This is a genomic window from Corynebacterium drakensteinense, from assembly GCF_041224285.1.
Lineage (GTDB): Bacteria > Actinomycetota > Actinomycetes > Mycobacteriales > Mycobacteriaceae > Corynebacterium.
Window position 1 is genome coordinate 16,504 of the sequence record NZ_JAXOFP010000018.1, and the last position, 23,963, is coordinate 40,466.

General features: G+C 58.1%; 22 protein-coding genes, 1 tRNA gene and 2 pseudogenes. 10 read left to right on the forward strand and 15 right to left on the reverse strand.

The features are described from left to right. The first annotated feature begins 25 nt into the window (after positions 1–25). The 5 genes from U1140_RS09505 (at position 26) to gluQRS (ending at position 5,858) form a co-directional block, all read left to right on the forward strand. Positions 26–250 (forward strand): CsbD family protein, encoded by a 225-nt coding sequence (locus U1140_RS09505; RefSeq protein WP_369847449.1) that lies wholly within the window; start codon positions 26–28, stop codon positions 248–250. Positions 251–820: 570 nt separating this feature from the next. Next, a tRNA-Ser gene (locus U1140_RS09510) sits at positions 821–911 on the forward strand. Positions 912–1,159: 248 nt separating this feature from the next. Further along, complete coding sequence (locus U1140_RS09515) at positions 1,160–3,637, forward strand: MMPL family transporter (protein WP_369847451.1); 2,478 nt, start codon at positions 1,160–1,162, stop codon at positions 3,635–3,637. Positions 3,638–3,661: 24 nt separating this feature from the next. Continuing rightward, entirely contained in the window at positions 3,662–4,912 is a 1,251-nt protein-coding gene (tgt, locus tag U1140_RS09520; RefSeq protein ID WP_369847453.1) for a tRNA guanosine(34) transglycosylase Tgt, read from the forward strand. Beyond that, positions 4,896–5,858 carry a tRNA glutamyl-Q(34) synthetase GluQRS gene (gluQRS, locus tag U1140_RS09525; RefSeq protein ID WP_369847454.1) on the forward strand — a complete coding sequence of 321 codons (963 nt, stop codon included), beginning with the start codon at positions 4,896–4,898 and terminating at the stop codon, positions 5,856–5,858. Before tgt ends, gluQRS begins: the two co-directional genes overlap by 17 nt. 606 nt (positions 5,859–6,464) lie before the next feature. Here the strand turns inward: gluQRS and U1140_RS09530 are convergent. Both U1140_RS09530 and U1140_RS09535 read right to left on the reverse strand, forming a co-directional pair. Further along, positions 6,465–7,217, reverse strand: a complete 753-nt coding sequence (locus tag U1140_RS09530) for a TetR/AcrR family transcriptional regulator (protein ID WP_369847456.1) — start codon at positions 7,215–7,217, stop codon at positions 6,465–6,467. Next, positions 7,214–8,758 (reverse strand): MFS transporter, encoded by a 1,545-nt coding sequence (locus U1140_RS09535; RefSeq protein ID WP_369847458.1) that lies wholly within the window; start codon positions 8,756–8,758, stop codon positions 7,214–7,216. Before U1140_RS09535 ends, U1140_RS09530 begins: the two co-directional genes overlap by 4 nt. Positions 8,759–9,067: 309 nt before the next feature. Between U1140_RS09535 and U1140_RS09540 the strand changes: the two genes are divergently transcribed. Next, a complete protein-coding gene (locus U1140_RS09540; protein ID WP_369847460.1) occupies positions 9,068–11,104 on the forward strand; it encodes a BCCT family transporter in 2,037 nt (678 codons plus the stop codon). On the opposite strand, the pseudogene U1140_RS09545 reads toward U1140_RS09540, so the two are convergent. Beyond that, positions 11,101–11,211 (reverse strand): annotated as a pseudogene (locus U1140_RS09545) (type II toxin-antitoxin system YoeB family toxin); the annotation flags it as partial. The gene U1140_RS09540 and the pseudogene U1140_RS09545 sit on opposite strands and share 4 nt — an antisense overlap. Positions 11,212–11,315: 104 nt before the next feature. Here U1140_RS09545 and U1140_RS09550 point away from each other — a divergent pair. Both U1140_RS09550 and U1140_RS09555 read left to right on the forward strand, forming a co-directional pair. Continuing rightward, positions 11,316–11,606: a hypothetical protein gene (locus tag U1140_RS09550; protein WP_369847461.1), complete on the forward strand. Its 291-nt coding sequence runs from the start codon at positions 11,316–11,318 to the stop codon at positions 11,604–11,606. Between the two features lie 12 nt (positions 11,607–11,618). Beyond that, positions 11,619–12,380, forward strand: coding sequence for an SLAC1 family transporter (locus U1140_RS09555; protein WP_369847462.1), 762 nt, complete (start codon positions 11,619–11,621; stop codon positions 12,378–12,380). A gap of 28 nt (positions 12,381–12,408) precedes the next feature. Here the strand turns inward: U1140_RS09555 and U1140_RS09560 are convergent, their stop codons facing one another. Continuing rightward, positions 12,409–13,806 carry an MFS transporter gene (locus U1140_RS09560; protein ID WP_369847464.1) on the reverse strand — a complete coding sequence of 466 codons (1,398 nt, stop codon included), beginning with the start codon at positions 13,804–13,806 and terminating at the stop codon, positions 12,409–12,411. 138 nt (positions 13,807–13,944) lie between these two features. Here U1140_RS09560 and U1140_RS09565 point away from each other — a divergent pair, with 138 nt between their 5' ends. Next, positions 13,945–14,985 (forward strand): SLAC1 family transporter, encoded by a 1,041-nt coding sequence (locus tag U1140_RS09565; RefSeq protein WP_369847465.1) that lies wholly within the window; start codon positions 13,945–13,947, stop codon positions 14,983–14,985. Between the two features lie 42 nt (positions 14,986–15,027). Here U1140_RS09565 and U1140_RS09570 read toward each other — a convergent pair whose 3' ends face one another. From U1140_RS09570 to U1140_RS09600, 7 genes are all read right to left on the reverse strand, one after another. Then, entirely contained in the window at positions 15,028–15,228 is a 201-nt protein-coding gene (locus U1140_RS09570) for a type II toxin-antitoxin system RelE family toxin (RefSeq protein ID WP_236658192.1), read from the reverse strand. Positions 15,229–15,274: 46 nt separating this feature from the next. After that, positions 15,275–15,511 carry a type II toxin-antitoxin system RelB family antitoxin gene (relB, locus tag U1140_RS09575; RefSeq protein WP_018120155.1) on the reverse strand — a complete coding sequence of 79 codons (237 nt, stop codon included), beginning with the start codon at positions 15,509–15,511 and terminating at the stop codon, positions 15,275–15,277. 93 nt (positions 15,512–15,604) lie between these two features. Beyond that, entirely contained in the window at positions 15,605–16,336 is a 732-nt protein-coding gene (locus U1140_RS09580; RefSeq protein ID WP_018120154.1) for an ABC transporter permease, read from the reverse strand. A gap of 3 nt (positions 16,337–16,339) precedes the next feature. Continuing rightward, a complete protein-coding gene (locus U1140_RS09585; RefSeq protein WP_147579085.1) occupies positions 16,340–17,272 on the reverse strand; it encodes an ABC transporter ATP-binding protein in 933 nt (310 codons plus the stop codon). An 86-nt stretch (positions 17,273–17,358) separates the two neighbouring features. Further along, positions 17,359–18,066 (reverse strand): response regulator, encoded by a 708-nt coding sequence (locus tag U1140_RS09590; RefSeq protein WP_249620209.1) that lies wholly within the window; start codon positions 18,064–18,066, stop codon positions 17,359–17,361. A 17-nt stretch (positions 18,067–18,083) separates the two neighbouring features. Next, a complete protein-coding gene (locus U1140_RS09595; protein WP_369847468.1) occupies positions 18,084–19,265 on the reverse strand; it encodes a sensor histidine kinase in 1,182 nt (393 codons plus the stop codon). A 42-nt stretch (positions 19,266–19,307) separates the two neighbouring features. Continuing rightward, a complete protein-coding gene (locus tag U1140_RS09600) occupies positions 19,308–19,964 on the reverse strand; it encodes an NADPH-dependent FMN reductase (RefSeq protein ID WP_369847469.1) in 657 nt (218 codons plus the stop codon). A 126-nt stretch (positions 19,965–20,090) separates the two neighbouring features. Between U1140_RS09600 and U1140_RS09605 the strand changes: the two genes are divergently transcribed. Then, a complete protein-coding gene (locus U1140_RS09605; RefSeq protein ID WP_284585713.1) occupies positions 20,091–20,411 on the forward strand; it encodes a hypothetical protein in 321 nt (106 codons plus the stop codon). Here U1140_RS09605 and U1140_RS09610 read toward each other — a convergent pair. From U1140_RS09610 to U1140_RS09625, 4 genes and pseudogenes are all read right to left on the reverse strand, one after another. Then, positions 20,408–21,598, reverse strand: coding sequence for an MFS transporter (locus U1140_RS09610; RefSeq protein ID WP_284585711.1), 1,191 nt, complete (start codon positions 21,596–21,598; stop codon positions 20,408–20,410). The genes U1140_RS09605 and U1140_RS09610 overlap by 4 nt on opposite strands. A gap of 129 nt (positions 21,599–21,727) precedes the next feature. Continuing rightward, positions 21,728–23,024, reverse strand: a pseudogene (locus tag U1140_RS09615) (IS3 family transposase). A 127-nt stretch (positions 23,025–23,151) separates the two neighbouring features. Next, positions 23,152–23,373: an SDR family NAD(P)-dependent oxidoreductase gene (locus U1140_RS09620; RefSeq protein ID WP_348650463.1), complete on the reverse strand. Its 222-nt coding sequence runs from the start codon at positions 23,371–23,373 to the stop codon at positions 23,152–23,154. After that, on the reverse strand, positions 23,366–23,963 hold a 598-nt coding region (locus tag U1140_RS09625), incomplete at its 5' end, for an ATP-binding cassette domain-containing protein (protein WP_369847470.1). The genes U1140_RS09620 and U1140_RS09625, both read right to left, overlap by 8 nt.

Sequence of the window (23,963 nt, forward strand, 5' to 3'; positions counted from 1 at the left end):
AACGTTTCCTAGGAGGGAAAATACAATGGCTGATGCAGAAAGCTTCCTGGACAAGGCTAAGGCTAAGGGCAAAGAGATCGTTGGAGAGGTTCTCGACAACGACGAGATGAAGAACGAAGGCAAGGGCGAGGCTGCAGCTGCTGAGGCTAAGGGCACCGTTAACGACGCCAAGGACCAGGTCGAAGACAAGGCTGGCGACCTGAAGGACAAGGCTTCCGAGACCCTCGGCAAGCTGACCGACGACAAGTAAGACGTCTGTCTCACTCGATATTTGAGTGATCACGCCCCGTTAGTTTTTGGGGCCGGATTTCCGCCCGTTCGCGTGTGGTGCATTGTGTACTGCGCGCGGCGGGCGGTTTTTATGCTTGGCGACGGCCGGATGCGACGGCTGGTTTTGGTGTGCGGTGGGGCGGGCGTAGATGCGTGCCGACGGCTGGGCTGATGCCCGGGTTCGGTTCCCATCCCCCGGGTTCGGTGCGATTTTTGCAAATAGTGGTCGGTTTGGGGCCTGTTTTGGCCGACTATTTGCAAAAATCGCACATTCGCCTTGCACTTCGCACATTCGCCCAGCCAACCCGGCCGTCCACCCGGTTTTGGCCTCTGGGGGCTCGGAAATGGTGCCGTTTTACAAATAGTGTCTGATTTGGGCCCTGTTTTGGGTGCCTATTTGTAAAACGGCGCCATTTTCGCCGTTTATTCGTCCGTGCCCGCCCGGTTTTCTCTCTGCAGCGGCCGTCCACCCGTTTCACCCCGCACCCGCGCCCCGTCTTGCCCGCCCCGGATTTGGATACAGACCGCGGTCTGTTCTATCCTTATCGGCGGTGGCGTGTCCGAGCGGCCGAAGGTGAACGCCTCGAAAGCGTTTGTTGGGTAACCCCCAACCGCGGGTTCGAATCCCGCCGCCACCGCCATTTACAGCAGATCCTTATTTCAAGGGTCTGCTTTTTTAATACCAACACGATTTAATAGAGTTGACGGAATCAGCAACACGGCGAGCAGTGGCGTGGACGCCGGCTACACACCCCTAGACCACGCCCCAAGCAGCAGTGCTTAGCAACAACGCTCAAACGGCAACGGCTCTGTGACGGCCCGACGCCGTAAGCCGCAGCGTAAAAGGCACGACAAGACTAGGCACGACAAGACGAGGTAAGGCGAAAACGTGGCAAAATTTTTATACCGGCTGGGTTTGTTCTCCTTCCGCCACAGCTGGAGCGTCATCATCGCGTGGCTGGTCATCCTCGCCGCGTCCGTCGGTGCAGCACTGAGCCTGTCGGGCTCCTTCACCGGCGACTTCGAAATCGACGACACCCCAACGATCGACACCACCAAACGCGTCGTCGAGCTTTTCCCGGAAGACGGCAACCCGGCCGCCGCGGCAACCGTCAACCTGGTTTTCCAAGCCCCGGAGGGCGAAAAACTCAGCGACCCCGACAACACTGCCGCGATCGACGAAGTCATCGCCAGCCTGGAAGAAAACCTCGTCATCGAAAACGAGATGCGATTCGGCAACCCCGTCACGCTGTCGCCGGAGCTGGTGGAAACCGTCGAGCGCATGGGCGTCGAACAGGGCCTGCCGGAAGAAACCGCCCGCCTGGACGCGGAACACCTGCGTCTTCTTAACGACGATGAAACCATCGGCTGGACCACCTTCCGCTTCGATGCGCCGAACGCCTACGAGGTGCAGCCGGAACAGTACGACGCCGTCTACCAGGCCATGGACATTGGCCGCGATGCGGGTTTGACGGTGGAAGCTTCTGGTGAAGGTTTTGGTGACCCGATCGAGATCGAGTTGTCCAACGAGTGGATCGGTTTGTCCATCGCCTTCATCGTGCTGGTGGTGACTTTCGGCTCGATGATTGCGGCGATTCTGCCGATCGTCACCGCGATCGTGGCCGTGGCCATCGGCGCATTGTGGGTCATCACGGCCACCGGCTTTGCAGAGCTGAATGACATGACCCCGGTGCTGGCGCTCATGGTCGGCCTGGCTGTGGGCATTGACTACGCGTTGTTTGTGATGTCGCGCTACCGCAGTGAGCAGCAGCGTCTGCCGAATGAGAAAGCCATCGCCCTGGCCTGCGGTACGGCGGGGTCCTCGGTGGTTTTCGCGGGGCTTACCAACTTCATCGCGCTGGCCATGCTGTGGGTTGCGCAGATTGAGTTTCTTACCGCGATGGGCTTGGCCGCGGCAGCGACCGTCGCGCTGGCTACCGTTGTCCCGTTGACCCTGCTGCCAGCCATTTTGGGCTTGCTTGGCGATCGCGCCTTCGGCTTCGCACTCCCCGGCATTGCTGGCCGCCCGCGTCGTAACGGCAAGGTGAAGCAGGGCCCGACGCTGGGTCGGCGCTGGGTGGGGCTCGTGCAGCGTTTCCCGGCTGTGATGTTGTTGCTGGTCGTGCTCGGAATGGGTGCGGCTGCTACTCCGTTGACGCGCCTGGAGCTCGCGTTGCCGAACGACACCACTGGTAACCCGGAAACCACTCAGCGCAAGGCCGCGGATTTGAAGGCCGAGGGGTTTGGTCCGGGCACGAATGGCCCGCTGTTGACGCTTGTCGACGCCCACACCGTCAACGAGGATGCTGTCGCGCTGCAGGCGATGATCGAGCTGCAAGGTGATGCTGAAGAGCTCACCCGCGAGGACAAAGCCGCCCGCGCGAGCTACCTGTACACCGTCAACCAGATCAATACCCTGGCTGCCGTCGAGCACGCCCAACTGGTTGCGCTTGCCGACGATGGCCGCGCCGCCCAGATCCTGGTCACCCCGAAAACTGGCCCGGCTGATCCCGCCACCGTCGACCTGGTGGAAAACCTGAACCGCATTAACGCGGAGGTCGAACGTGCTACGGGGGTCAGCGTCGGCCTGACGGGCCTGACCGCGGTGCAGGTGGATATCACTGAGCGCCTGGCCCAGGTTATGCCGGTGTATCTGGCGGTAGTCGTCGGCGTGGCTGTGCTCTTGTTGATCATGGTTTTCCGGTCCCTGCTGGTGCCGCTGGTCGCTGGGGCCGGGTTCCTGCTTTCGGTGGGCGCGGCTTTCGGCGTTACGGTGCTGTTTTGGCAGGAAGGCCTGGGCGGCTTCGTCGACGCTCCGGGGCCGCTGATCTCGTTTATGCCGATCTTCCTCATCGGCCTGACCTTCGGGCTGGCGATGGATTATCAGATCTTTTTGGTCACCCGCATGCGGGAGGCTTTCGCCGCGACGCACGGGGATGGTTTGCAGAAATTCGCCCGGCACGACCCGGATGCGCGTGATTACAACCAGATCGACTATTCCACCATCGCTGGGTTTAGCCAGGGCGCGCGCGTCGTCACGGCCGCAGCTGTCATTATGATCGCGGTGTTCGTCGGCTTCATCGGCCAACCGCTGCCGTTCATCAGTATTTTCGGTTTCGCCCTGGGTGTGGCGGTGCTTTTCGACGCGTTCTTCATCCGCATGACGTTTGTGCCCGCCGCGATGTTCTTGATGGGCCGTGGCAATTGGTGGTGGCCACGCTGGCTGGACAAAGTGATCCCGCACCTGGATGTGGAAGGCACCAGCCTGGAAGATGACGACGAGGTGGCGGCGCTGGATCGGGAAGAACGGCAAAGCGAGCATGCCATGCGTAATGAGCAACCCAGCAAGCATCGCACAATAAATTAAGCGCAGCACGATAAACTAGCGGCTATGACCGATCTGAGTTTCACCGTCAACACCCACCTGGATCTACCGGGAATGCAGGGCCGCACGGGCACGATCACCACCCCGCATGGCCCGATTAATACCCCGGCGTTTATCCCGGTAGCGACCAAGGCGACGGTGAAAACGCTGAGCCCGGAACAAATCCGGCTCACCGGTGCGCAGGCTATCTTGTCCAACGCGTACCACCTGTACCTGCAGCCGGGCCATGACATTGTCGACGAGGCCGGCGGCGTCGCCAAGTTTGAAAGCTGGCATGGGCCCACCTACACCGATTCTGGTGGGTTCCAGGTGATGAGCCTGGGCGTGGGGCATAAAAAGACCATCAAGATGGACTATGAGCAGGAGATGGCGGAGTTCACCCCGCGGAAGGTGAATAAGGACTCGTTGGCGATTGTCGACGAAGACGGCGTGAATTTCCGCAGTGTGTTGGACGGTTCGCGGCACCGGTTTACTCCGGAGAAGTCGCTGCAGATCCAGCACGGTTTGGGTGCGGATATCATGTTTGCGTTTGATGAGTTGACCACGCTGGTGGATACCCGCGCTTACCAGGAAGAATCGGTGGCGCGCACGCATCGTTGGGCGGAGCGGTGCTTGGCAGAACACGACCGGTTGACGCGGGAGCGTGCGCACCGGCCGAAGCAGTCGCTGTGGGGCGTGATCCAGGGGGCGCAGCATGAGGATCTGCGCCGGCAGGCCACCCGTGGGCTGGTGTCGTTATCGCAGGAGGCCGAGGCGGCCGGTCGGCGTGGTTTCGGTGGCTATGGCATTGGTGGCGCGTTGGATAAGGGCATGCTGGGCACGATCGTCGGCTGGGTGTGCGACGAGCTTCCCGACGATAAACCTCGCCACCTGCTGGGCATTTCCGAACCGGACGACGTGTTCTGGGCGATTGAAAACGGCGCGGATACCTTCGATTGCGTCTCGCCGACGCGCCTGGGCCGCCGCGGTGGTGTCTACACGCTGGATGGCCGGATGAACCTGAAGAACAAGCGCTTTGAGCGGGACTTTTCTGGTGTCGATGAGGAATTCGGTGGCTATGTTTCGCAGAATTATTCGCGCGCGTATATCCGGCACTTGCTCAAGGCCAAGGAGTTTCTGGCGGGCACGTTGTGCACGATCCACAATCTGGAATTCATGATTCGCCTGGTTGATAGCATCCGGCAATCGATCGACGGCGGTTATTACCGCGAGTACCGCGATGAATTCCTGGGCCGGTACTATGCACACACCAAATAGCGCTGCTGCGGCTGGTGCTACAGCTAACTCTGCTGGCACCTGGGGTGTCGGCCGCTACGCGCCGTCGCCCACCGGGGACCTGCACTTTGGCAATCTGCGCACCGCGGTGGCGGCGTGGTTGTTTGCGCGTGCCGACGGGCTGGGCTTTGTGGTGCGCGTCGATGATTTAGATTCGCAGCGCTGCCGGGAACACTTCGTCGACAGTCAGTTGGCGGATCTGCAGGCGATTGGCCTGGACTGGGATGATCGCGGTGCAGAGTTGCGACAGTCGGATCGGGAGGCGGCTTATGCCACAGCCGTCGACAAGCTGGCAGGCCAAGGCTTGGTGTATGAGTGTTATTGCTCGCGCAAGGATATCCAGCAGGCGGCGTCGGCGCCGCACCAGCTTCCGGGCGAGTACCCGGGTACGTGCCGGGATTTGAGCGAGACGCAGCGCGTGAAAAAACGTGAGGAACTTGCTGGTCAGGGCCGGGGTCCGGCGTTGCGGTTGCGTGCGGGGTGTAGCGAGTTTAGCATCACCGACCGGTTGCACGGGGAATACACCGGTCGGGTGGATGATTTTATTGTGCGTCGTGGCGGCAATGTGGCACAGGCGCGTGATTATGCCTATAACCTGGCGGTTGTGGTCGATGATGCGCATCAGCAGGTCACGCAGGTGGTGCGGGGGAATGATTTGTTGTCGTCTGCGCCGCGGCAGGCCTATCTGGCGCAGCTGTTGGGTCTGACTGCGCCCGAGTATGCGCACGTCGGGTTGGTGGTCAACGCCGACGGGCAGCGGCTGGCGAAGCGCGATGGCCCGATTTCTTTGCGCACCATGCCTGCCTCCCGGGTCGTCGGTGAGATTTTCGCATCGATTGGTTGCGCTGGTGCGACGTCGTTGCACGAAGCTCTCGAGAGTTTCTGCCCGGAAGCGCTTGCCGACGACTACGTGTGGGCACGAGGCTAGCAGCGCTAGTTCTCTAAATCTTCATCGCGTTTAAGAAGCATGGAGCTGAGCGCGCCCAAGTGTTCAAATTGCGCCTGGAAGGCATGAGCATGCTCGAGATTGCCAACTGTTGCCCCGGACGGCTATGCGTGCAAAGCAAATAATGGTTCAGCCAGACGGATCTGACTGAACCATTATTTCACGATTTTGCTGCTCGTTTCGCTACAGCTTCCCGCCCCAATATATAAGTAGCTCCTACGAACCCGAAAAACGCAATAACCCAAAGAAGAGTCGTAAACCCTGAGCTGGGCAACGAAGTTGCCAGAAGCAGCAAAGCTGAACTCAATAATGCAATTAGAATACCCAGTCCTACGTTTTTATTGTTCCGAGAAGTATTCATCTTAACTCCAAACTCTTCCGGTATTGTGGCTTGAAACACACGTTAGTCGCACCCCAGCGCCACGTCTAGGAGATTGTTGAAAGCTAGTAATCATTACTACCCTTTATTTGGGGGTGCGTGCCTATTTTTTGCCACCCGGAAGCGCTTGCCGACGACTACGCGTGGGTGGGACGCTAGCAGCGCTAGCAGTGCCAGCGCGCTAGCGCGACTGTGCCGCTCACCGGGCGTTACTTACCCAATTGCGCCGCATAGACCTTCGCGAGCGTCGCCAAGCTGGCATATAGGGTGTCGTCGTCACGATCAATCAGCCACAGTTGCGCGGTGCCAAACAGCGCACCGAGGATATTTTCAGCCAGCATATCCGCTGGCTGGGCCCACGTTTTCCCGGTGGTGGTGGAAAGGTAATCCAGGATGCTGCCGATCAATTCACGGTAACTAGCGTTCGATTCCTGCATGATGACCCGCAGCTGCTCATCCCGGGCGCACATTAGCGCGAGTTCTTGCTGCGCGGCTTCTTCCCACGGGTCGCCGATCAAGTTATCGGCGTAGCTGGCAAAAGCGGCGTGCAGAATGCCTTCTGGAGAAACGGCCTGCTCTGTTTGAGCCGGGGTTGCGGCTGAACCGGTGGCCTGCTCTGCGGGGCTTGCCGCATGTTCCGGGGTGGCGTCTGAACCTGCTGCTTGTCCCGCATGTTCCGGGACGTTGGCTTCCGGGGCGGCGAAGCGTCGAAAAGCGGCCGTCGAACGATCAATATCATCTCGGACGACGGCACGGATCAGCTCGTCTTTCGAGTGGAAGGCGTAGTGCACCGAGCCATGCGGCACCCCGGCTTCCTTAGCGACGGCGCGCGTCGTCAAGCCGAAGGCCCCATCGCGGGCCATGACGGTGTGGGCGACGGCGGTGAGTTCGCGGCGGCGTTGCTCCGCGGGGATGCGTTTGCGGGACTGCTGGGAGCCAGAGCCGGAGTGTGTGCTGTTCATCGCGGTGAAATCTCCTGCGGGTGGTGGACGGATTCCTCGATGCGTCGGGAATATTCGCGGATGCCCCACCAGCCGGCGGCTGCCGCGCCCAGGGCGATGAGTGCGCCCGCACCGGTGGCGACATTCATGCCGGTCAGGTAGGCGTCGTTGGCGGCGTCGATGAGCTGGCGTGCCTGGTCGGCGGGCAGGCTAGCGGCGATCTCGTGTGCCCCGCCGAGGGTATCGCGGGCACTGACGGCTTGCGCGCCTTCCAACCCATGCTCGTCGGCATGCAGGTTCCGGGCATATACTCCCAGCCCCAGGGTGCCGAGCAGCGCGGTGCCCATCGCGCCACCGAATTCGTAGCCGGTTTCCGAAATCGCCGAGGCCGCAGAGGCGCGCGCCGGGGGAGCGGTGCTGAGCACCACCTCGTTGGTCAGGGTTTCCGAGAAGCCGATGCCGAAACCAACCGCAGCCGCCGCAACCACGACCAGCAGCATCGCCGATCCGGTGTCCAAGAATGACGCCAGACCGAAACCAAACGCGGTGATCACAGAACCAATGGTGATGACCTTCCGGATGGAGACCCGCTTGGCGACGGACGGCGAAACGAAGGTTCCGGCCATCGTCGCCAAGGCCAGCGGCAGCATCCACAGGCCCGCGCTCATGGAGCTATGGCCTTTGACCAGCATGAGGTACTGCGGATAGAAGAACGTGAGCCCCAGTAATGCGAGGGTAGCCAGCATGTTGACGGTGATCGCGGCGGCGAATCCGGGGCGCGCGAAAAGCTCCAGGTCGATCATCGGGTTGGCGATGCGACGCTGGCGGCGGAGGAACAGCGCGATGAAAGTGATACCCGCAACTAACGCGACGACGGAGGCCACCGATGGTTGCTTGATCAGGGTTTTCAGCGCGTAAACGACTGGGAGTAGACCGGCGATGGACAGCGCAGCCGAAGGGTAGTCGAATTTCTGCGGGTTCGGGTCGCGCGATTCTGGCAGCAGGTACCACGCGGCGGGTAGGAATAGCGCCATGACCGGGGCGTTAATCAGGAACACTGAGCCCCACCAGAAGTGTTCCAACAGTAGCCCGCCGAGCACCGGGCCGAGCGCGCCACCGCCACCAAAGGCGGCTGCCCACACGGCGATGGCTAGGCGTCGTTCGTGCGCGTTGTCGAAGATGGTGCGGATTAACCCCAGTGTCGACGGCATGAGGGTGGCCGCGGAGGCACCCAGGGCGGCGCGGGCGAGAATCAGTAGCTCCGGGTTGGGTGCGAATGCCGTCGCCAAGGAGGCCAAACCGAATGCGGGGGCGCCGATCATGAGCATGCGTTTGCGGCCGAAGCGGTCGCCGAGTGAACCCGCCAGAATGAGCAGGCCTGCCAGCAGGAAGCTGTAAATATCGATGATCCACAGCATTTGTGCGGAGGTGGGGCCGAGGCCTGCGCTGATGGCGGGTACGGCGATGCTGATGACACTCATGTCGATACTGAGCAGCAGTACGGGACCGACGAGTGTGGCCAGCGCGAACCAACGTGCCGCGGGGGATTGCATCGCTGTCATGGGTTTTCAGCACCGCCTTGTGAACTAGATGTGTGATTTCGGATCCTGAGCAGGTGCACAGGACTATTTGGCCGGGTGGCCAAGTTGACTCCAGCTATTGTGCCACATACTTGGCCGGATGGCCAACAATGGATGCTAAGAACGCGCTGAATATACAACGTGATTTATGCGACAGCCTGCCTTATAGTTGCTTAGCAGTTGTCTCGGAATTTGTTGAGAAATGCTGGGAACGGCAAAAACAGCAAAAACAACAAAAACAACAAAGAGAACACACCCCAGAATTGAAGAACAGCTACAAGGAGAGCGGCGATGGCGGAAAACGACGCAGAAGGCGCGGGCACGAAAGCCAAGCGCATCCTGCGGGAGGTGACGTACCCGCACAATATTCACCCCGCGATGGTGCCGGGCGTGTCCGTGGAGGATCAAAAGATCCGGTATCGCGTCGACAAGCCCATGCTCACCGTGGTGGGTGGCTTGGTTGTGGCGTTCATCCTGTGGGGCGTGCTGGCGCCGGAGCAAGTTTTCGACGTGTCATCCACGGCGCTGGATTGGATCATGACCAACCTGGGCTGGGTGTTCACCATGATCGCCGTGGTGCTGTTCTTCATTCTGCTGGTGCTCGCCTTTTCCAAATACGGCCGCATCCCGCTGGGGCTGGACGATGAGAAGCCGGAGTATTCCACGCTGTCCTGGGCAGCGATGCTGTTTGCGGCTGGTATTGGTATTGGCATTATTTTCTTCGGGCCGTATGAGCCGCTCAGCCACTATTTATCCCCGCGGCCGGGCGCGTATGAGGCCGCCAGCGAAGAAGCAATCAAGGGTGCGATGGTGCAGTCGACGCTGCACTGGGGTGCGAGTGCCTGGGCGATTTATGGAATCGTCGGCCTGTGCGTCGCCTATGTTTCTTTCCGACGCGGCCGCGTACCGCTGATGAGCTCGATCATGCTGCCGCTGCTGGGCAATAGGTCGACGGATTCGCTGCCAGCGCGCATTATTGATGGCTTGGCGATCATTGCCACGCTATTCGGTACCGCCGCCACATTGGGTATTGGATCTTTGCAGATCGCCAGCGGGTTCGAAGTGGTTTCTGGCTGGTCGACGGCGGGCAATACGGTTGCACTGATCATCATCATGGTGCTGACCATTGCGACGATCGCCTCGGCGGTCTCCGGCGTGGCCAAAGGCATCCGAGTGCTGTCGAATATCAACTTGGTGCTCTCGATCGGCATCGCGGTGTTTTTCTTTGTCGTTGGCCCGACCGCGTTTTTGATGAACGCATTGCCAGCGGTGATGATCGAGTATTTCGCATCGTTCGGTGATGCGATGTCCGCGCACATGGGGGAAGGCGAAGAGATGCAGGCGTTCTTGTCTGCGTGGACCACGTTCTACTGGGCGTGGTGGATTTCCTGGGCACCATTCGTCGGGGTGTTCGTCGCCAAGATTTCGCGTGGGCGCACCATCCGCCAGTTTGTGCTGGGTGTGTTGTTTATTCCGTCGACCATCATCATGACGGCGTTTGCTGTGCTGGGTGGTACGACGATTTGGCTGCAAAACCGTGATCATTCGATCGCGCCTGATGGCACGGCAGATACGATGCCGGCCCCAGAAGAGATTTTCTTTGTGGTGCTAGACCAGTTGCCGGGCGCGCACATTATTGCGCCGATCATCATCGTGGTGTTGATTATTTTCTTCGTGACGACGGCAGATTCGGCGTCATTGGTGAACTCGCAGCTATCACAAAAAGGTAACCCTAACCCGAACCCGTGGATTACGACATTCTGGGTTTTATGTATGGCTGGTATCGCCGTAGTGATTTTGCTTTCGGGCGGACAGGACGCGCTACGCGGTATGCAGAACCTGGTGGTGGTTACGGCGTTGCCGTTCGCGTTCATTTTGATTTTGATGTCAGTGGCATTGTTCAAAGAGCTGCGGAATGACCCATTTACCGTGCGCCGGATTTATGGCGACCGCTTGGTGGTGAATTCGGTAAAACAAGGCGTGTCGAAATACGGCGACAACTTTGCGTTGTCGATTGAGGAATGCCCACCGGATAGCGATTATTCTGCTGGTGGTAACTGGGATTCGCATGCCACCGAGAATGTTGGGTGGTACACGCGCACCGACGAGCAGGGGCGCGCCATTGAATACGATTACGAGACCGGCGAGTACCTGGAAGACGTAGAGCCGTACGAAGCGACTGAACGTGCTGCACGTGGGATAGCCGAGCAGGTTGCGGTGGACGGCGGGGATGTCGCTGATGACGCTCACGATGCTGGTGGCGCTGGCGATACTGACGACGCTGGTGGCGCTGGCGAAACGGGGTCTAGAAACTCTAGCGGGTCTTAACGTCCATAGTGGTATCTGCAGGACACAATGCGAAGTTCATCGCCGAAAATTTTATAAACTAGCCGGTGCTCATCTGTGATTCTCTGCGACCAGTAGCCTAGAAAACCCGTTGAGTGCCGTCACCACTTTCGAGCTGTTCAATTGAGGCTAGTAGTCGGCGAGCATTAGCCGGGCTTATGGTGGCAATCTTTGTGCTCCTACAATGAAGCAGGTGACTGAATCGCCGCACCTGCACCACGAACCACCCGAAGCGAAAACGGCACGTGCCCCGCAGCAAAAATCAACGATGACCCTGCCACCAGCCGGGCCCGCATGGGCTGCTGCGGTGATGGGCAGTGCCTCGCTCGCGCAGGTCGTAGAAATCTACTGGGGTGTCAGCGGTGCCGGGCACCCCGCCGCGGTGGCGTGGTATTTCATCGCCACTGCCATGCTGGTGTGGGTCATTGCGGGTTTTGTGCGGCACCGCAATCCGCAGTTTGTGCCCGAACACCTCCCGGCGTAGGCGATGACGGCGATGGGGATTCTTGCGTTGTCGATGGCGACGTCTGTGGTGCTCGGCTGGTGGTGGTTACATACTGTCTACTGGGCAATTGGCACGGTGCTGGCTTTTGTGGTTTCGATTCGTTATCTGTCCCACCTAGTGCATTTGCCCAGGGCTGAGTATTTTTCGGTGAATTTCACGTGGTCATTGCCTTTGCTCGCGCCGGTGGTGAACGCGGCGTCGGCGGGAATGCTCGCCCGGCATATCACCGATGCCGGTGGTAGCGGCACACTATCGTTTCTTGTGCATGCTATCGGCGTAGTCGGTTTGTTGCTGGTGTTGGTGACAGCTGTGCCGTTGTTGGTGGCGATTTATAGTGGGTTGGGGCGGAAGAGACTAAAAATACCGTTGAATTTCACCACTATTTATTGGATCCCGCTCGGGTTGGTCGGTCAGGCTACGGCCGCCGCGCAGTTGTTGGGGCGCAGCGAACCGTGGGGCAGTATTGCCTACGGTTTTGGCGTGGTCACCATGGTGATCGGCATTCCCGTAGTGATTATTGCGGTCTCGAAACACTGGCCACAAGTATTCCGCAATTCCATGGCGTATAACCCGACCTGGTGGTCTTGCGTGTTCCCGTTGGGAACTGTGGTCTCGGGCCTTAACCAAATGAATAACGCCAGCGGGCAAGTCGTGTGGATTGGCATCGGTAATGTGCTGTTGTTGCTGCTCATTGCGCACTGGTGCTGGGCGTTTTTCGGTGGTGTGCGTTATGTTCAGCAGCGGCGCGGTTAGTTCGATCTGCCCGGGGCCCGTGGACTAATTACTTTTGCCCTATTTGCCACCGTCGCAGACCAACCCATCCCAGCCCCAACACGACCAGCACCACGAACCCGCCGGAAGCCACCGCCGCCGCGCTATAAAAATTCACAAACACCGAGGCCACAGCCAACACCCCGATCGCCCCGATGCGCCCGACGACGCCCACCAGCGAGGTCACCGCACCGATGCGTTCTACTGACGACGTCCGCCGCACCCCGAAGGCGGAATAGTTGGCAAAAACGATCAGCAAAAACGCCAGCGCCCCGTAAAACACCAGGTAGGCCCAGCCGTCGACAAGATACGACAACCATGCCAACCCCGGGAACGCCACTACGCCGGCAACCACGAGCGCGCGCCGCCGAAACAGCACCTCTGGGCGAATAAAAGAGGCCCCAAACGCCATCCCGATAAACAGCAAATATAAAAACAGCAGGTGCGACTCTCCGAAGCCCTTTTCCAAGCCGACGGCCTGCCACAATTGAAAATGCAACTGTAAAAACGCCTGCGCGACCACCGCAAGCAGCAAAAACTGCCGCAACGCCGCCGAATCCCGCATCTCCTCCACGGTCGCACGCGCGTGTGATCTCAGCTCCTGCCACAGCCTGTGCGCACCGCCAATCCGTGTGGCATCACGCTTGTCGACGCTCGCCCCGGCTTCATTCTCGCCGACGCTCTCTGCGGTTTCATTCCCGCCGACGGTTGCCACCTTGTGCTGCTCCGGGATCCGGAAGAACAACGCGATCGTGACGACGGAAATCACCGTGGCTCCAACAGAAATGAAATAAATATTCGCGCCCACCGACAAATACAGCAGCGCGCCGATGGTGCTGCCGATCATCATGCCGAGGTATGCGCTTTGCCCTTCTTTGCGCACCAACCAGGAAATGCGTGATTCAACGTGATCCGGCGCAGTGGGGCCCGCGGCGCTTTGCGTATCCGGCGCACCCACCGTGCCTGCTGCTACACCCTGCCGGTTTTTCGCATTGTTGATCAGCGCGGCATCCAGGGTGCCGGATTCTAGGGCCGTCGCCAAGCCATAAATGACCCAGGCCAGCAACATTAACGGAAAGCCGTGCCCGAAGATCACTACCAGGAAGAATATGCAGAACACGAGGCGGGAAATAAAATACAGCGTGCGGCGGCTGATCATGTCTGCGATGGAGCCCGAGGGGAATTCGAAAAGCAATACCGCGACGCTAAAACCGGCCTGGACTAGCAGGATCTGCGACAGGCTTAATCCCTTGTCCAGCAGCAGTGGCGTCAAAATCGCGTGCGGGACCGTCAGCGCGAGGTTCATGAGAAACTCGGCGGCAAAAAATGGCGTGGCGACGTCGGCAAGAACGCGCAGCTGCTCCCCGGACTGCATGCGCCCTTGCTGGTTGGTTTTCGGTCGCGCCACGGTGGTCCTTATTGCTGAGTTTTGCCTATCGTGATCATCTGATTGATAGAACAATAGCACTGTGACCGGAGTAAACAATAGTTGATGAAAATTAGGCCCGACGTTGCTGTGATGTAGATCGCGTCTAGAGTGGGGTGGGTGACTACAACGCCGCACTTGCACCATGAACCGCCCGCGCCACGGCCGAAGCGCGTTGCACTGAGCCTGCCGCCCGCTGGCCCCGGGTGGGCGGCGTCTGTGATGGGTACGGCGGCGCTCGCACTGGGCGTCGAAGCCTACTGGGGAGCTAGCGCCATCGGTCACGCAGCGGCTGTGGCCTGGTATTTCGTTGCGACGGTCATGCTGGCTTGGGTGATTGTCGGATTTGTTCGCCACCATAACCCACCGTTTGTGGCAGAACACCTCCCGGCCTGGGCGATGACCGCCATGGGGGTGCTTTCGCTGTCGATGGCTACCTCGGCGGTTCTTGGCTGGTGGTGGTTGCACACCGTCTACTGGATTATCGGCACTGTGCTCGCCTTCGTGGTGACTGTCCGGTACCTGGTTTATTTGGCAAGCGCGCAGTATTCGGCGGCCAACTTCACCTGGGCGTTACCGCTGCTTGCGCCTGCGGTGGCCGGAGCCCCGGCGGGAACACTTTCCCAGCACCTCACCGATACCGGTGGTAACGGCACACTATCGTTTCTTGTGCATGCTATCGGCGTGGTGGGGCTGTTGATGCCGCTGATTACAGCGGTTCCGGTGCTGGTAGCGGTGTATATCGGCCTGGCCCGACAGAAATTAAAAATGCCGCTGAACTTCACCACCATTTATTGGATTCCCCTCGGCGTGATCGGCCAGACCACAGCCGGGGCGCAGTTGCTGGGGCGCAGCGCACCCTGGGATCATTTTGCTTACGTATCCGGTGTGGGGATTATGGTGATCGGAGTACCGATACTGCTCATCGCGGCTTCGAAACACTGGCCGCAAGTATTCCGCAATTCCATGGCATATAACCCCACCTGGTGGTCCTGCGTATTCCCGGTTGGAACGGTGGTTTCGGGTTTGAATCAACTGACCAATGCCAGCGGCCATAACGCGTGGATGATCGTCGGGACCCCAATGCTGCTCTTACTTATTGCGCACTGGTGCTGGGCGTTTTTCGGTGGCGTGCTCTATGTGCACCGGCGGCGCGGGTAGCCCAGAGATTGTCATCAGTGACTGGAAACGAAGAAAGCGGGACTACTCGTAAATGTTGCGGCGGTGGCCCATGTCGAGGACGATGATGGTTACCTGTTCGTCGTAAATATCTGCAATAACCCGGTAATCCCCGACGCGCCAGCGCCATAACCCGGACTTATCTCCCACTAGCGCTTTGCCGCGAGAGCGGGGATCGTCAAGCGCGGCCAGCTCGCGTAAATATCTGCTCACCCGGCGTTGGATCGGTTTGTCTAATTTTCGAAATGTCTTGGCAGCCTGCGGGGCAAAATTAATCTCCCAAGCCACACTCTGCCTCTAGCTCATCTAACGAAATAGTTTGCAACTTTCCTTCGCGCACAGCTTGCGCATCAGCTTGCAAGGCATAGATGTATTCCAATTCAGCAAGATGCGCTTCCAGCGCCCGACGAATATAAAAGGCCCCCGAGCGACCGGTGCGAGCAGACAGCGAATCTAGCCGACGCTTCTGCTCTGCATCAACGCGAAAACTAATTACCGATCCAGACATGTATACAAGTTTACAACTGGGGCTAGGCAACGACAACCGTCATCAATGGTTTAGCTACCATAAATAATTGTTGCCAGAAGCAATTCCTAACCCCTACTTCACATCGCGCTTCTGGTTGGCGAGAAAGCCCAAGCCACACAGCACGACCAGCCAGCCAACCAACACTGCGGCGCCAGCCCAGCCGGTGTGGATGTAGTCGTAGAAAGCGAAGCCGGTGGTCAACGAGCCAAAGGTGGTGTTAGGCAGCAGTTGGGCGACTGGGCGTAGGAATTCGTAGATCATCGCGGCAGAGGCCAGCAGTTGCTCGACGATCAGCATCCAGACGATCGGTAGCCCGACCGCCGCGATCTGTGAACGCACCAGCGCGGCCAAACCAACCGCAGCCACGGCATACAACGGGTAACCAATGAGCACAGCCCACAGGATGCTGGTGGCTCCACTGGAATCTAGGTGCAAACCAAAAACTGGCGCGACCACGAGCGATATCCCGATAGAAACCGCGAGCAACACCAGCACAAACACCCCGGTGACCAGCATTTTTGCCGCTAACCAGTTCCAACGTTGCGGTTGGGTCAAAAATGCCTGCCCGTGCATGCCGTGCGCCAGATCGCGTGAGGTCGATGCCGCAGCATAGATAATCGCGAGCATCTGAAATAGGTCCCCGGCAATCAGCAGGTCATTCCAATAAAAATCCGTCGTGGAATCCGAGGCGAACAGCCCCATCAACACGACGGGTCCAGCAATCGAACCCACCAGCAGGATCGCGTAGACCCACGTGCTGCGCAGACTCGTTAGTTTTGCAATTTCTGAGCGGACTACATTCATGGTTTAAGCGCCTTTCCGGGTGGAATATTCTTGGGCATCGGCGGTAGCAGTCAAGAAACGCTGCTCCAGGTTCTGCGATTCGGTGCGCAGACCAATAATTGGGATTTGGTGTTCGGCAGACAGCTTGCCGACGAGCCGGCGGATTTCAATTTCCTCCGTATTTTCCGGAACCTCCAGCGCCAACACACCAGCATCCCGCGTCGACACGTCCAACCCGGCTGATTGCAAACGCTGCGTGAGCTTGTCGACGTCGTCGCCACCAGCTTCCACCACCACTTTGGTGCCGCCGCGCAGGAATTCCTCCATGCTGTATTCGCCGATCATTTCACCGCGACCAATCACCACTAGGCGGTCGGCGGTCTGCTCCATCTCGGAAAGCAAATGCGAGGAAACCAACACCGCGCGGCCTTCACTAGCCAGGTGGCGGATGGTGTGCCGCATCCAGCTCACCCCTTCTGGGTCCAGGCCGTTGACTGGCTCGTCGAGGATCAGGTGTTTTGGATCACCCAACAGCGCGCTGGCCAAACCGAGGCGTTGTTTCATGCCCAGCGAGTATCCGCCGATCTTTTTGTTTGCGGCATCGGAAAGGCCCACGAGTTCCAGGCATTCGTCGACACGGGCAGCAGAGATTCCCGCACCGTAGGCCAGCACCCGCAGGTGCGCGCGCCCGCTGCGGCCCGGGTTAAACCAGGTGGCTTCCAGCAAAGCGCCGACCTGCGCGGGTTTGTTGCGCACTCGGGAAAATTCCGTGCCATCCACAAAGGCTTGCCCGCTGCTGGGCTTATCCAACCCGAGGATGCAGCGCATAGACGTCGACTTACCGGAACCGTTGGGGCCCAAAAAGCCCGTGACCGCTCCGTCGGGGACCTGGAACGTCAAATCTTTGATGGCGGTTTTCGCACCATACTTTTTGGTTAGTTGTTTAACTGTGATCATGCCACCAGTATGGCAGCAGGCGCTAGCCGTGTATATAGTGCTGCGGGTGGAAATTCAGGCCTCATACCGGAGTATGAGGTTGCGGTTTAGCCCAGCCCATGATGCACGGCATAGAGCACCGCTTGCACCCGGTCGCGCGAGTTGGTTTTCCGCAAAATGTGCGTGACGTGCGTTTTCACCGTCGGCATGGAGACGAACAGCTCCTGCGAAATTTCTTGGTTCGACAGCCCGCGGGCCATCAACTGCAAGATTTCTGTCTCGCGCGGGGTAAGCGGTTCTGTTGTAGCGTTGTCGCTTGCAGAGTTGTCGCTGGAGCGGTGCTGCTTGTCGACGCCCACACTGGCCGCGCCCCCAGCGTTGCCAGAGCGCATGCTGCGCAACAGACGGGCGGTGGCTTTCGGAGAGATGATCGCTGTGGATTCATCCACGGTACGCACTGCCTGCAGCAGATCTTCCGGTTCGCTGTCTTTCAGCAGGTATCCGCTGGCACCGGCTTCGATTGCGCCGACAATATAATCGTCGTTTTCAAACGTCGTCAAGACGATGATGCGCGTATCGGGGTGAATTTTTAAAATTTCACGGGTTGCGGTGATGCCATCGGTGTCCGGCATTTGAATATCCATCAACACCACGTCCACCGGATCATTCGCTGCCTGGTTAATAGCCACCGTGCCGTTGTCGGCTTGCCAGGCCACCGTGATGTCGTCCTGCGACTCCAGCACCATGGCAAAACCGGTGCGCACCAGCAGCTGATCGTCGGCAAGCCCGACCGTGATGGGGCGCGTCGTGTCCATGTTCATCCTTTGGCCGCTCATGTTGGAATCTCCACCGTGACGTTGAAACCGCCTTCATAATACTGCGAGTTGCCCCAGCGCGCGGTGCCGCCATGGATACGGGCGCGCTCACGCATGCCCTGCAAACCACGACCGGTAGAATCCACGGCCTCATACACACCGGTTCCTGGAGCATTGTCGACGCTCACACGCACCGACGAAGCCGCAGACCAGTCGACTTCCAGGCGCGCGTCGGTGGGCCCGGCATGCTTCATGATGTTGGTCAGTGCCTCCTGCACGATGCGATACACCGTCAATCCACGGGCAGGGTCCAACTGCCGACGGGTGCCGGTCTCGTGCCAATCGATATGCACGCCGCCGCGCCGGGCCTCGTGCAACAATTCTTCGATGCGTTCCAGACCCGGCGACGAGGATGTCTCGCGGGTGTCGTCGTCACGCAAAACACTGAGCAACTGGCGCATTTGCGTCAATGCGTCCCGGCCGGTGTGCGAAATGGTGGTTAAAGCCTGCAGCGCGGCCTCGGGGTTATGGCGCGCGGCGTAGCGCCCGCCGTCGGCCTGCGCGATAACCGCGGTGAGCGAGTGGGCGACGATATCGTGCATCTCGCGGGCGATGCGGGTGCGCTCGGTGACTGCGGCGAGTTCCGCGCGGGCGTGGAGTTCTTCTAAGCGCAGGCGTCGACGGCGGCTACGCAACCCCAATTGCCAACACAGCGCGATGGAAAGGAGGGTGATGAAGATGAGTGCGGAATAGAAAACGAAAAATTGTTGTAGGCCGAGGGCGTTATCCAGCCCGAGATTTTGGTGTGCGAAAAAATAGCTGCGCACCGCGGACAGCACCAGCGTGCCGACGGCGCCGAGCAGCAGCAACGTCACCCAGAGTTTGCGGCGCACCGGCAGGTTGGCGGCGATGAAATATGCCTGCCAACAGACCACCGCATAGCCCAGCAACGAAAACCCATTGGTGGCAACCGCCAGCACGGTCAGTGTCGTCGCCAATAGCATCAGGGCTGGCTCCGGGCGGCGTCGTTGCCACAACAAACCCACCCAGAGCACCGCGGTGATAGCTGCGGTAAGCGCACCCGGAGGCTGCGAGGTAAGCCCGGGGTCGAAATCAATGTCTGCGAGTGACAGCAGCACCAGCACAGGTGTTTGCACCAGTACTTGGCGCCACAAAGACTTATCCCGCATGAGGCTCATGCTGCCAGTCTAGAGCGGTGGCGCTAGAGCCGTGGCGCGTGCCTAGCGTATGAGTTCGGCGAAGCGCCGCAGGTAATCAGCGACGAAGTCGCGGGTTTTGTCGTTGTTGAACGTGCCGGCGTCGTCAAGCAAGCTCGGTGATTGTCCCAGGAAGACCTCTGGCTGGCCTGGGGTGGGCATTTCGAAGTAGGAGAGTGCTAGGCGCAGGTTCTTCTGCGAGCTGTAGCCGCCCATGCGACCGACGGAGTGGCTGATGATGCCGGCCGGGAGGTTTTTCCAGGCAACGTCGGAGTTCGGTTTGGATCCGATGTCGATGGCGTTTTTCAGGCAGGCGGGGATGGTGCGGTTGTTTTCGGAGGTCACGAACAAGATGCCGTCGGAGGCTTTGATGGTTTCACGGAATTCGGTGTAGGAGTCTGGGGTCTGCACATCGGTGACTTCTGGGTCGTCGTAGTCGAAGTTGTACAACGGCAGGTGCCCAATTTCGACGATGGTGCCGGTGCAATCTTCCGGCAGTAATTCGATGGCTTGCTTGGCGATTTTGCGCGCGAATGATCCGCCGCGCAGGCTGCCGACCAGCACCGTGATCTGCTTTTTCTTGCTTGTCGACGCTTCCTGGGTGGGGGCTGCTTGGGTTGGGGCTGCCTGGGTGGCCGCTGTTTGGGTGTTGTCAGTTGCTGGGTTGTTCATGCGCAACATCCTTTCTTTGTGCCTAGTAGGCTTGCGGACAATTAGTAGATAAACCAAATGAACAATTAAGTTCAGTAGCATGAAGTCTAGCAAAGTTTGCGTGAACCAATCCCGCCTACAAGGAAGGAGCCTGCGATGTCGCAAGCAGTCGACAAAGAATGCGCCTGGCTGGAAGCAATTAGTGTGTTCCAACAACTACGCAAAGGTAATTACCAAGCCGGGGTGGATGCGCTCTGCCCGCCCAAGGGTGAGGATGTCAAGGGTGCAGGCGTTGAGGGTGTGGGCGTCAATGGAGCAGAGCTCGCTGGGCAGAGTGAGTATTCCCAAAGTGAGCAGCAAGAAATAGCCCACGGCCTAATGCGGATGTTGGCGATCTTGCTGCGTGGCGAAGACCAACAAAAACTCGATGATTTCGTGGACGTTGCGCTGGGGATGGCTCCGCCACCTCGGGGCTAATGCAGGCTGTTCTTGCGGCGGGCCCGTGCAATCATGAGTGTGACAATGATTTGAGGAACCATCAACACCAACATGTAGGCTGCTACCGACGATAGAGATACGGCTCCGAGGAATGCGGAGAATGCTGCACCTCCGGCCATTTGGATGAAAAAGAATAGGCCGGCTGCAACACCCGGGTAATCCAGGTCTAGTTCTAGTAATCCTGCTTGTGTGTAAGGGATTGTCGCTCCGACGCCGAGGAAAACCACGGACATCACGACGGCGACGACTAATGGCTGGTTGATCCAACCGGTAGCTGTTGTCACTCCTGTAGCGATGATGCCAATTGTCCCTAATCCCGCTCCTAATCCGACTGCATAGGGGACGTCAGTCGCACGTTTAACTAGGATGCTTCCTGTTAAGTAACCGATGGCAGAAATGGCCATCAATACGCCGTAGGTTACTGCGGATTGACCGAGAAACTCCTGCAGGATTGTTGTGGAGGCGCTGACGAATCCGAAATATGTCATCCACACCAGGGATATCGCAATCGCATACCAGCGGTAGTCCGCGTTATGCAGTGACTGGGCAATGGCCGCAGAAAATTCGCTTGCCGACGGCAGCCCGGGCCGTTCCGGATTGGCTTTGCCCAGTAAGAATTCGATCATTGGGATGAGCGCAAGCGAAAAAATCGAGAGAATGAGGAACATTACACGCCATGGCAATACTTCTGCGAGTATCCCGCCGAGCAGAGGAGAAAACGACGGGGTGAGCGAAATGATCATCGACATAGACGTCAGAACGCCGAGGCGCAGGTCGGAAGGGTAGCGACGCTGTACGATGATTCGGCAGAGCACTGTAGCTGATGTACCACCGAAGGCTTGGAAGAATCGCCCGATTGCCAGAACCGTGATTGTTGGGGAGGTAGCTGCGATGATGCTGCCGAGGGCGAACAAGCCCAAGCCCAAAGATTGTAAGCGGCTGGCATCGAAGCGGTCGGCGAGAGTTCCGGAGATGAACATGCTCGTCGCATAGCCGATCATATAGACCGTTAAAGTCAATTCAACAGTGGAAACGGAAGTGTTGAGCTCGCCAGCAATCGTGGCATTTGCGGGATTAATTAATGTGAGCCCGAGCTGCGGAACCATCACAATGAGCAATAAGATCCATGTCGCGGGGGCTGGATTAGAAGAAGAATGAGAAGCCATGTGTATGCGAAAGGTGGTCGAAATTGTGAGGCTTACGTCTCATTGTAACGGGGGCTTAACTGCGTTGCTATAGACTTTGCACGCTCTCTGATTTTTGAACTGGCCCCCGAAAGTTGGACTGGTTTAATTCTAGGCGGTTAGGGCTTCAAGGGTTTGATTTCGATATTGCATCGGGGTCAGGCCCTTGAGCCGTTTCTGGATGCGTTCATGGTTATACCAACGAATGTATTCATCAAGTGCCTGGTAGAACTCTGCCAGACTGGCGAATGTTTCACCGTGATACATCTCCGTTTTCAGGTGCCCGAAGAAGTTTTCCATCACCGCATGGTCGTAACAGTTTCCCCTCCTTGACATCGACTGTGTGCCACCAATACCTGTAATGAGTGTGCGCCAACTCGAATGCTGGTACTGGAATCCCTGATCGGTATGCACAAGCAATCGGTGATCTGGTGATTCTTGCGCGATGGCATCACGCAAAGACTGCGAGGTAAACGCCGTATTCGGTGAGGTTGAAACGCTGTACGACACGATTGAACGATCATATAAGTCCATAATTGGCGATAGGTAGACTTTGGTGCCAGCAACGCGAAACTCCGTGACATCGCTTACCCACACCGTATTTGGCTTATCTGGGGTGAACTTGCGCTCAAGTGTGTTCTCGGCAATGTGGCTGATCGTCCCGCTATAGGAAACATACGGTCTGCGTTGGCGGACCTTGGCTCGAAGCCCCATCTCGCACATGAGTTTGTAGACGAGCTTGTGATTGACCACCCACCCCTGGTTGCGCAGGTCAAGTAGCACTCGTCGGTAGCCGTAGCGATGCTTGTTACGCTCAAAGCTTTCCCGGATCGCGTCTTTGAGCGCAGCATGCTCATCCGGCTCGCTGAGTCGTTTCTGGTGGTAAAAGAACGTTGATCTCGGCATGCCTGCCGCATCCAAAAGGTATTGCAGACGATGCCGTGACTTGAGGATGACAATCGCCTGGACCTTCAAGCGTGTCCCTGATTCCTCAAGTCCCGCAATTTTTTTAAGTACGCATTTTCTGCCTGCAGTTTCTCTACCTCGCGGCGTAGCCGATCTTCCTCGGTCAGCGGTGTCGAGCTGGTGCTGCGTTTCGGTCGTCCCTTCGGTTTCGGCTGCAACGCTTGATCACCACCTGCACGCCAAGTCCTTACCCAATGAGTGACGAGTTGATCCGATGACAAACCAAACTCTCTAGCCAGGTCCATCGTGGACTGGCCGCCAATGAACCGATCGACAACTTCCTTTTTCGTCTCGAAGGAAAACTGCTTCTTAGTTGGTTTTTCCACAAGACATAGTCTGCCATGCAGCTGGAAACGACGTTCAAGCTTTCGTACTGGATTACGAGTAACACCAAGCCGATTTGCTGCCGCCGTATAACCCAACCCCTGTTCAAACAAATCAACGAGCTGCTGGCGTTGAGATTCACTCAACGAACTTCGTGCTCTCATAAAAAGTGCTCCCCACTAGTCAGAAACTGATTTTTCAGTCCAACTAATGGGGAGCACTTCAGAAAGTGGCTTTTTCGTTCACTATTTGCAAAAAGGCACATCAAGTCGAGTCCTGGGCGTCAGGTCGCACTCGTATGCATATGCATCCCCGTTGAATCGAGATGCCTCCGTTTGGATATTCGAGACCGATTTGTTGGAGGAGAACCATGTGTAGGACACATCGTATCCATCCCGCAATAGCCGGGACACGACTGCTCGGCCGATGCCCTTGGTTGCGCCGGTGACGAGAGCGTGTTTACTCATCTGAAGACTCCCTACTCTTCGGTGTATTTTCGAAGACTCTCCCGTCGGTGACCACTAGAATTCGTTCTGCCAGATTCACGATGTTTGCATCGTGGGAGGTAAAGATGACTGTGGAATCAGTCTCCAAGAGCTTGTTCATTGACAACTCTGCTGATACTGAATCGAGAGCGGATGTCGGCTCGTCTACAAGGATGACCGGCGATTTTTGAAGGATGGCACGGATGATGGCAACTCGCTGTCGCTCACCTCCGGACAATCCGCTATTGCCGGATCCTACTAATCGGTCTAGGCCCTCGGTACTGGCGAAGTTTCCCAGTCCGAACTGATTTAGCAATGTGCAAAGAATTTTGTCATCGAAACTGTTTTCTGTCCCGAGAGTAAGGTTTTCTCTGAGTGTTCCCGGAAGCAAGTCAGGTTCCTGCTCGACGTAGGTGATCACAGTGCGAAGATCTTTTCTGTTCCAGTCACTAAGATCCCGCCCTCCGACACGGATGTGGCCGGCCGAGGGGTCATAGAATTTCAGTAGAAGACTGAATATTGTGGTTTTTCCCGTACCAGAAGCTCCTGTGAGTGCCACTTTCTCACCTGGC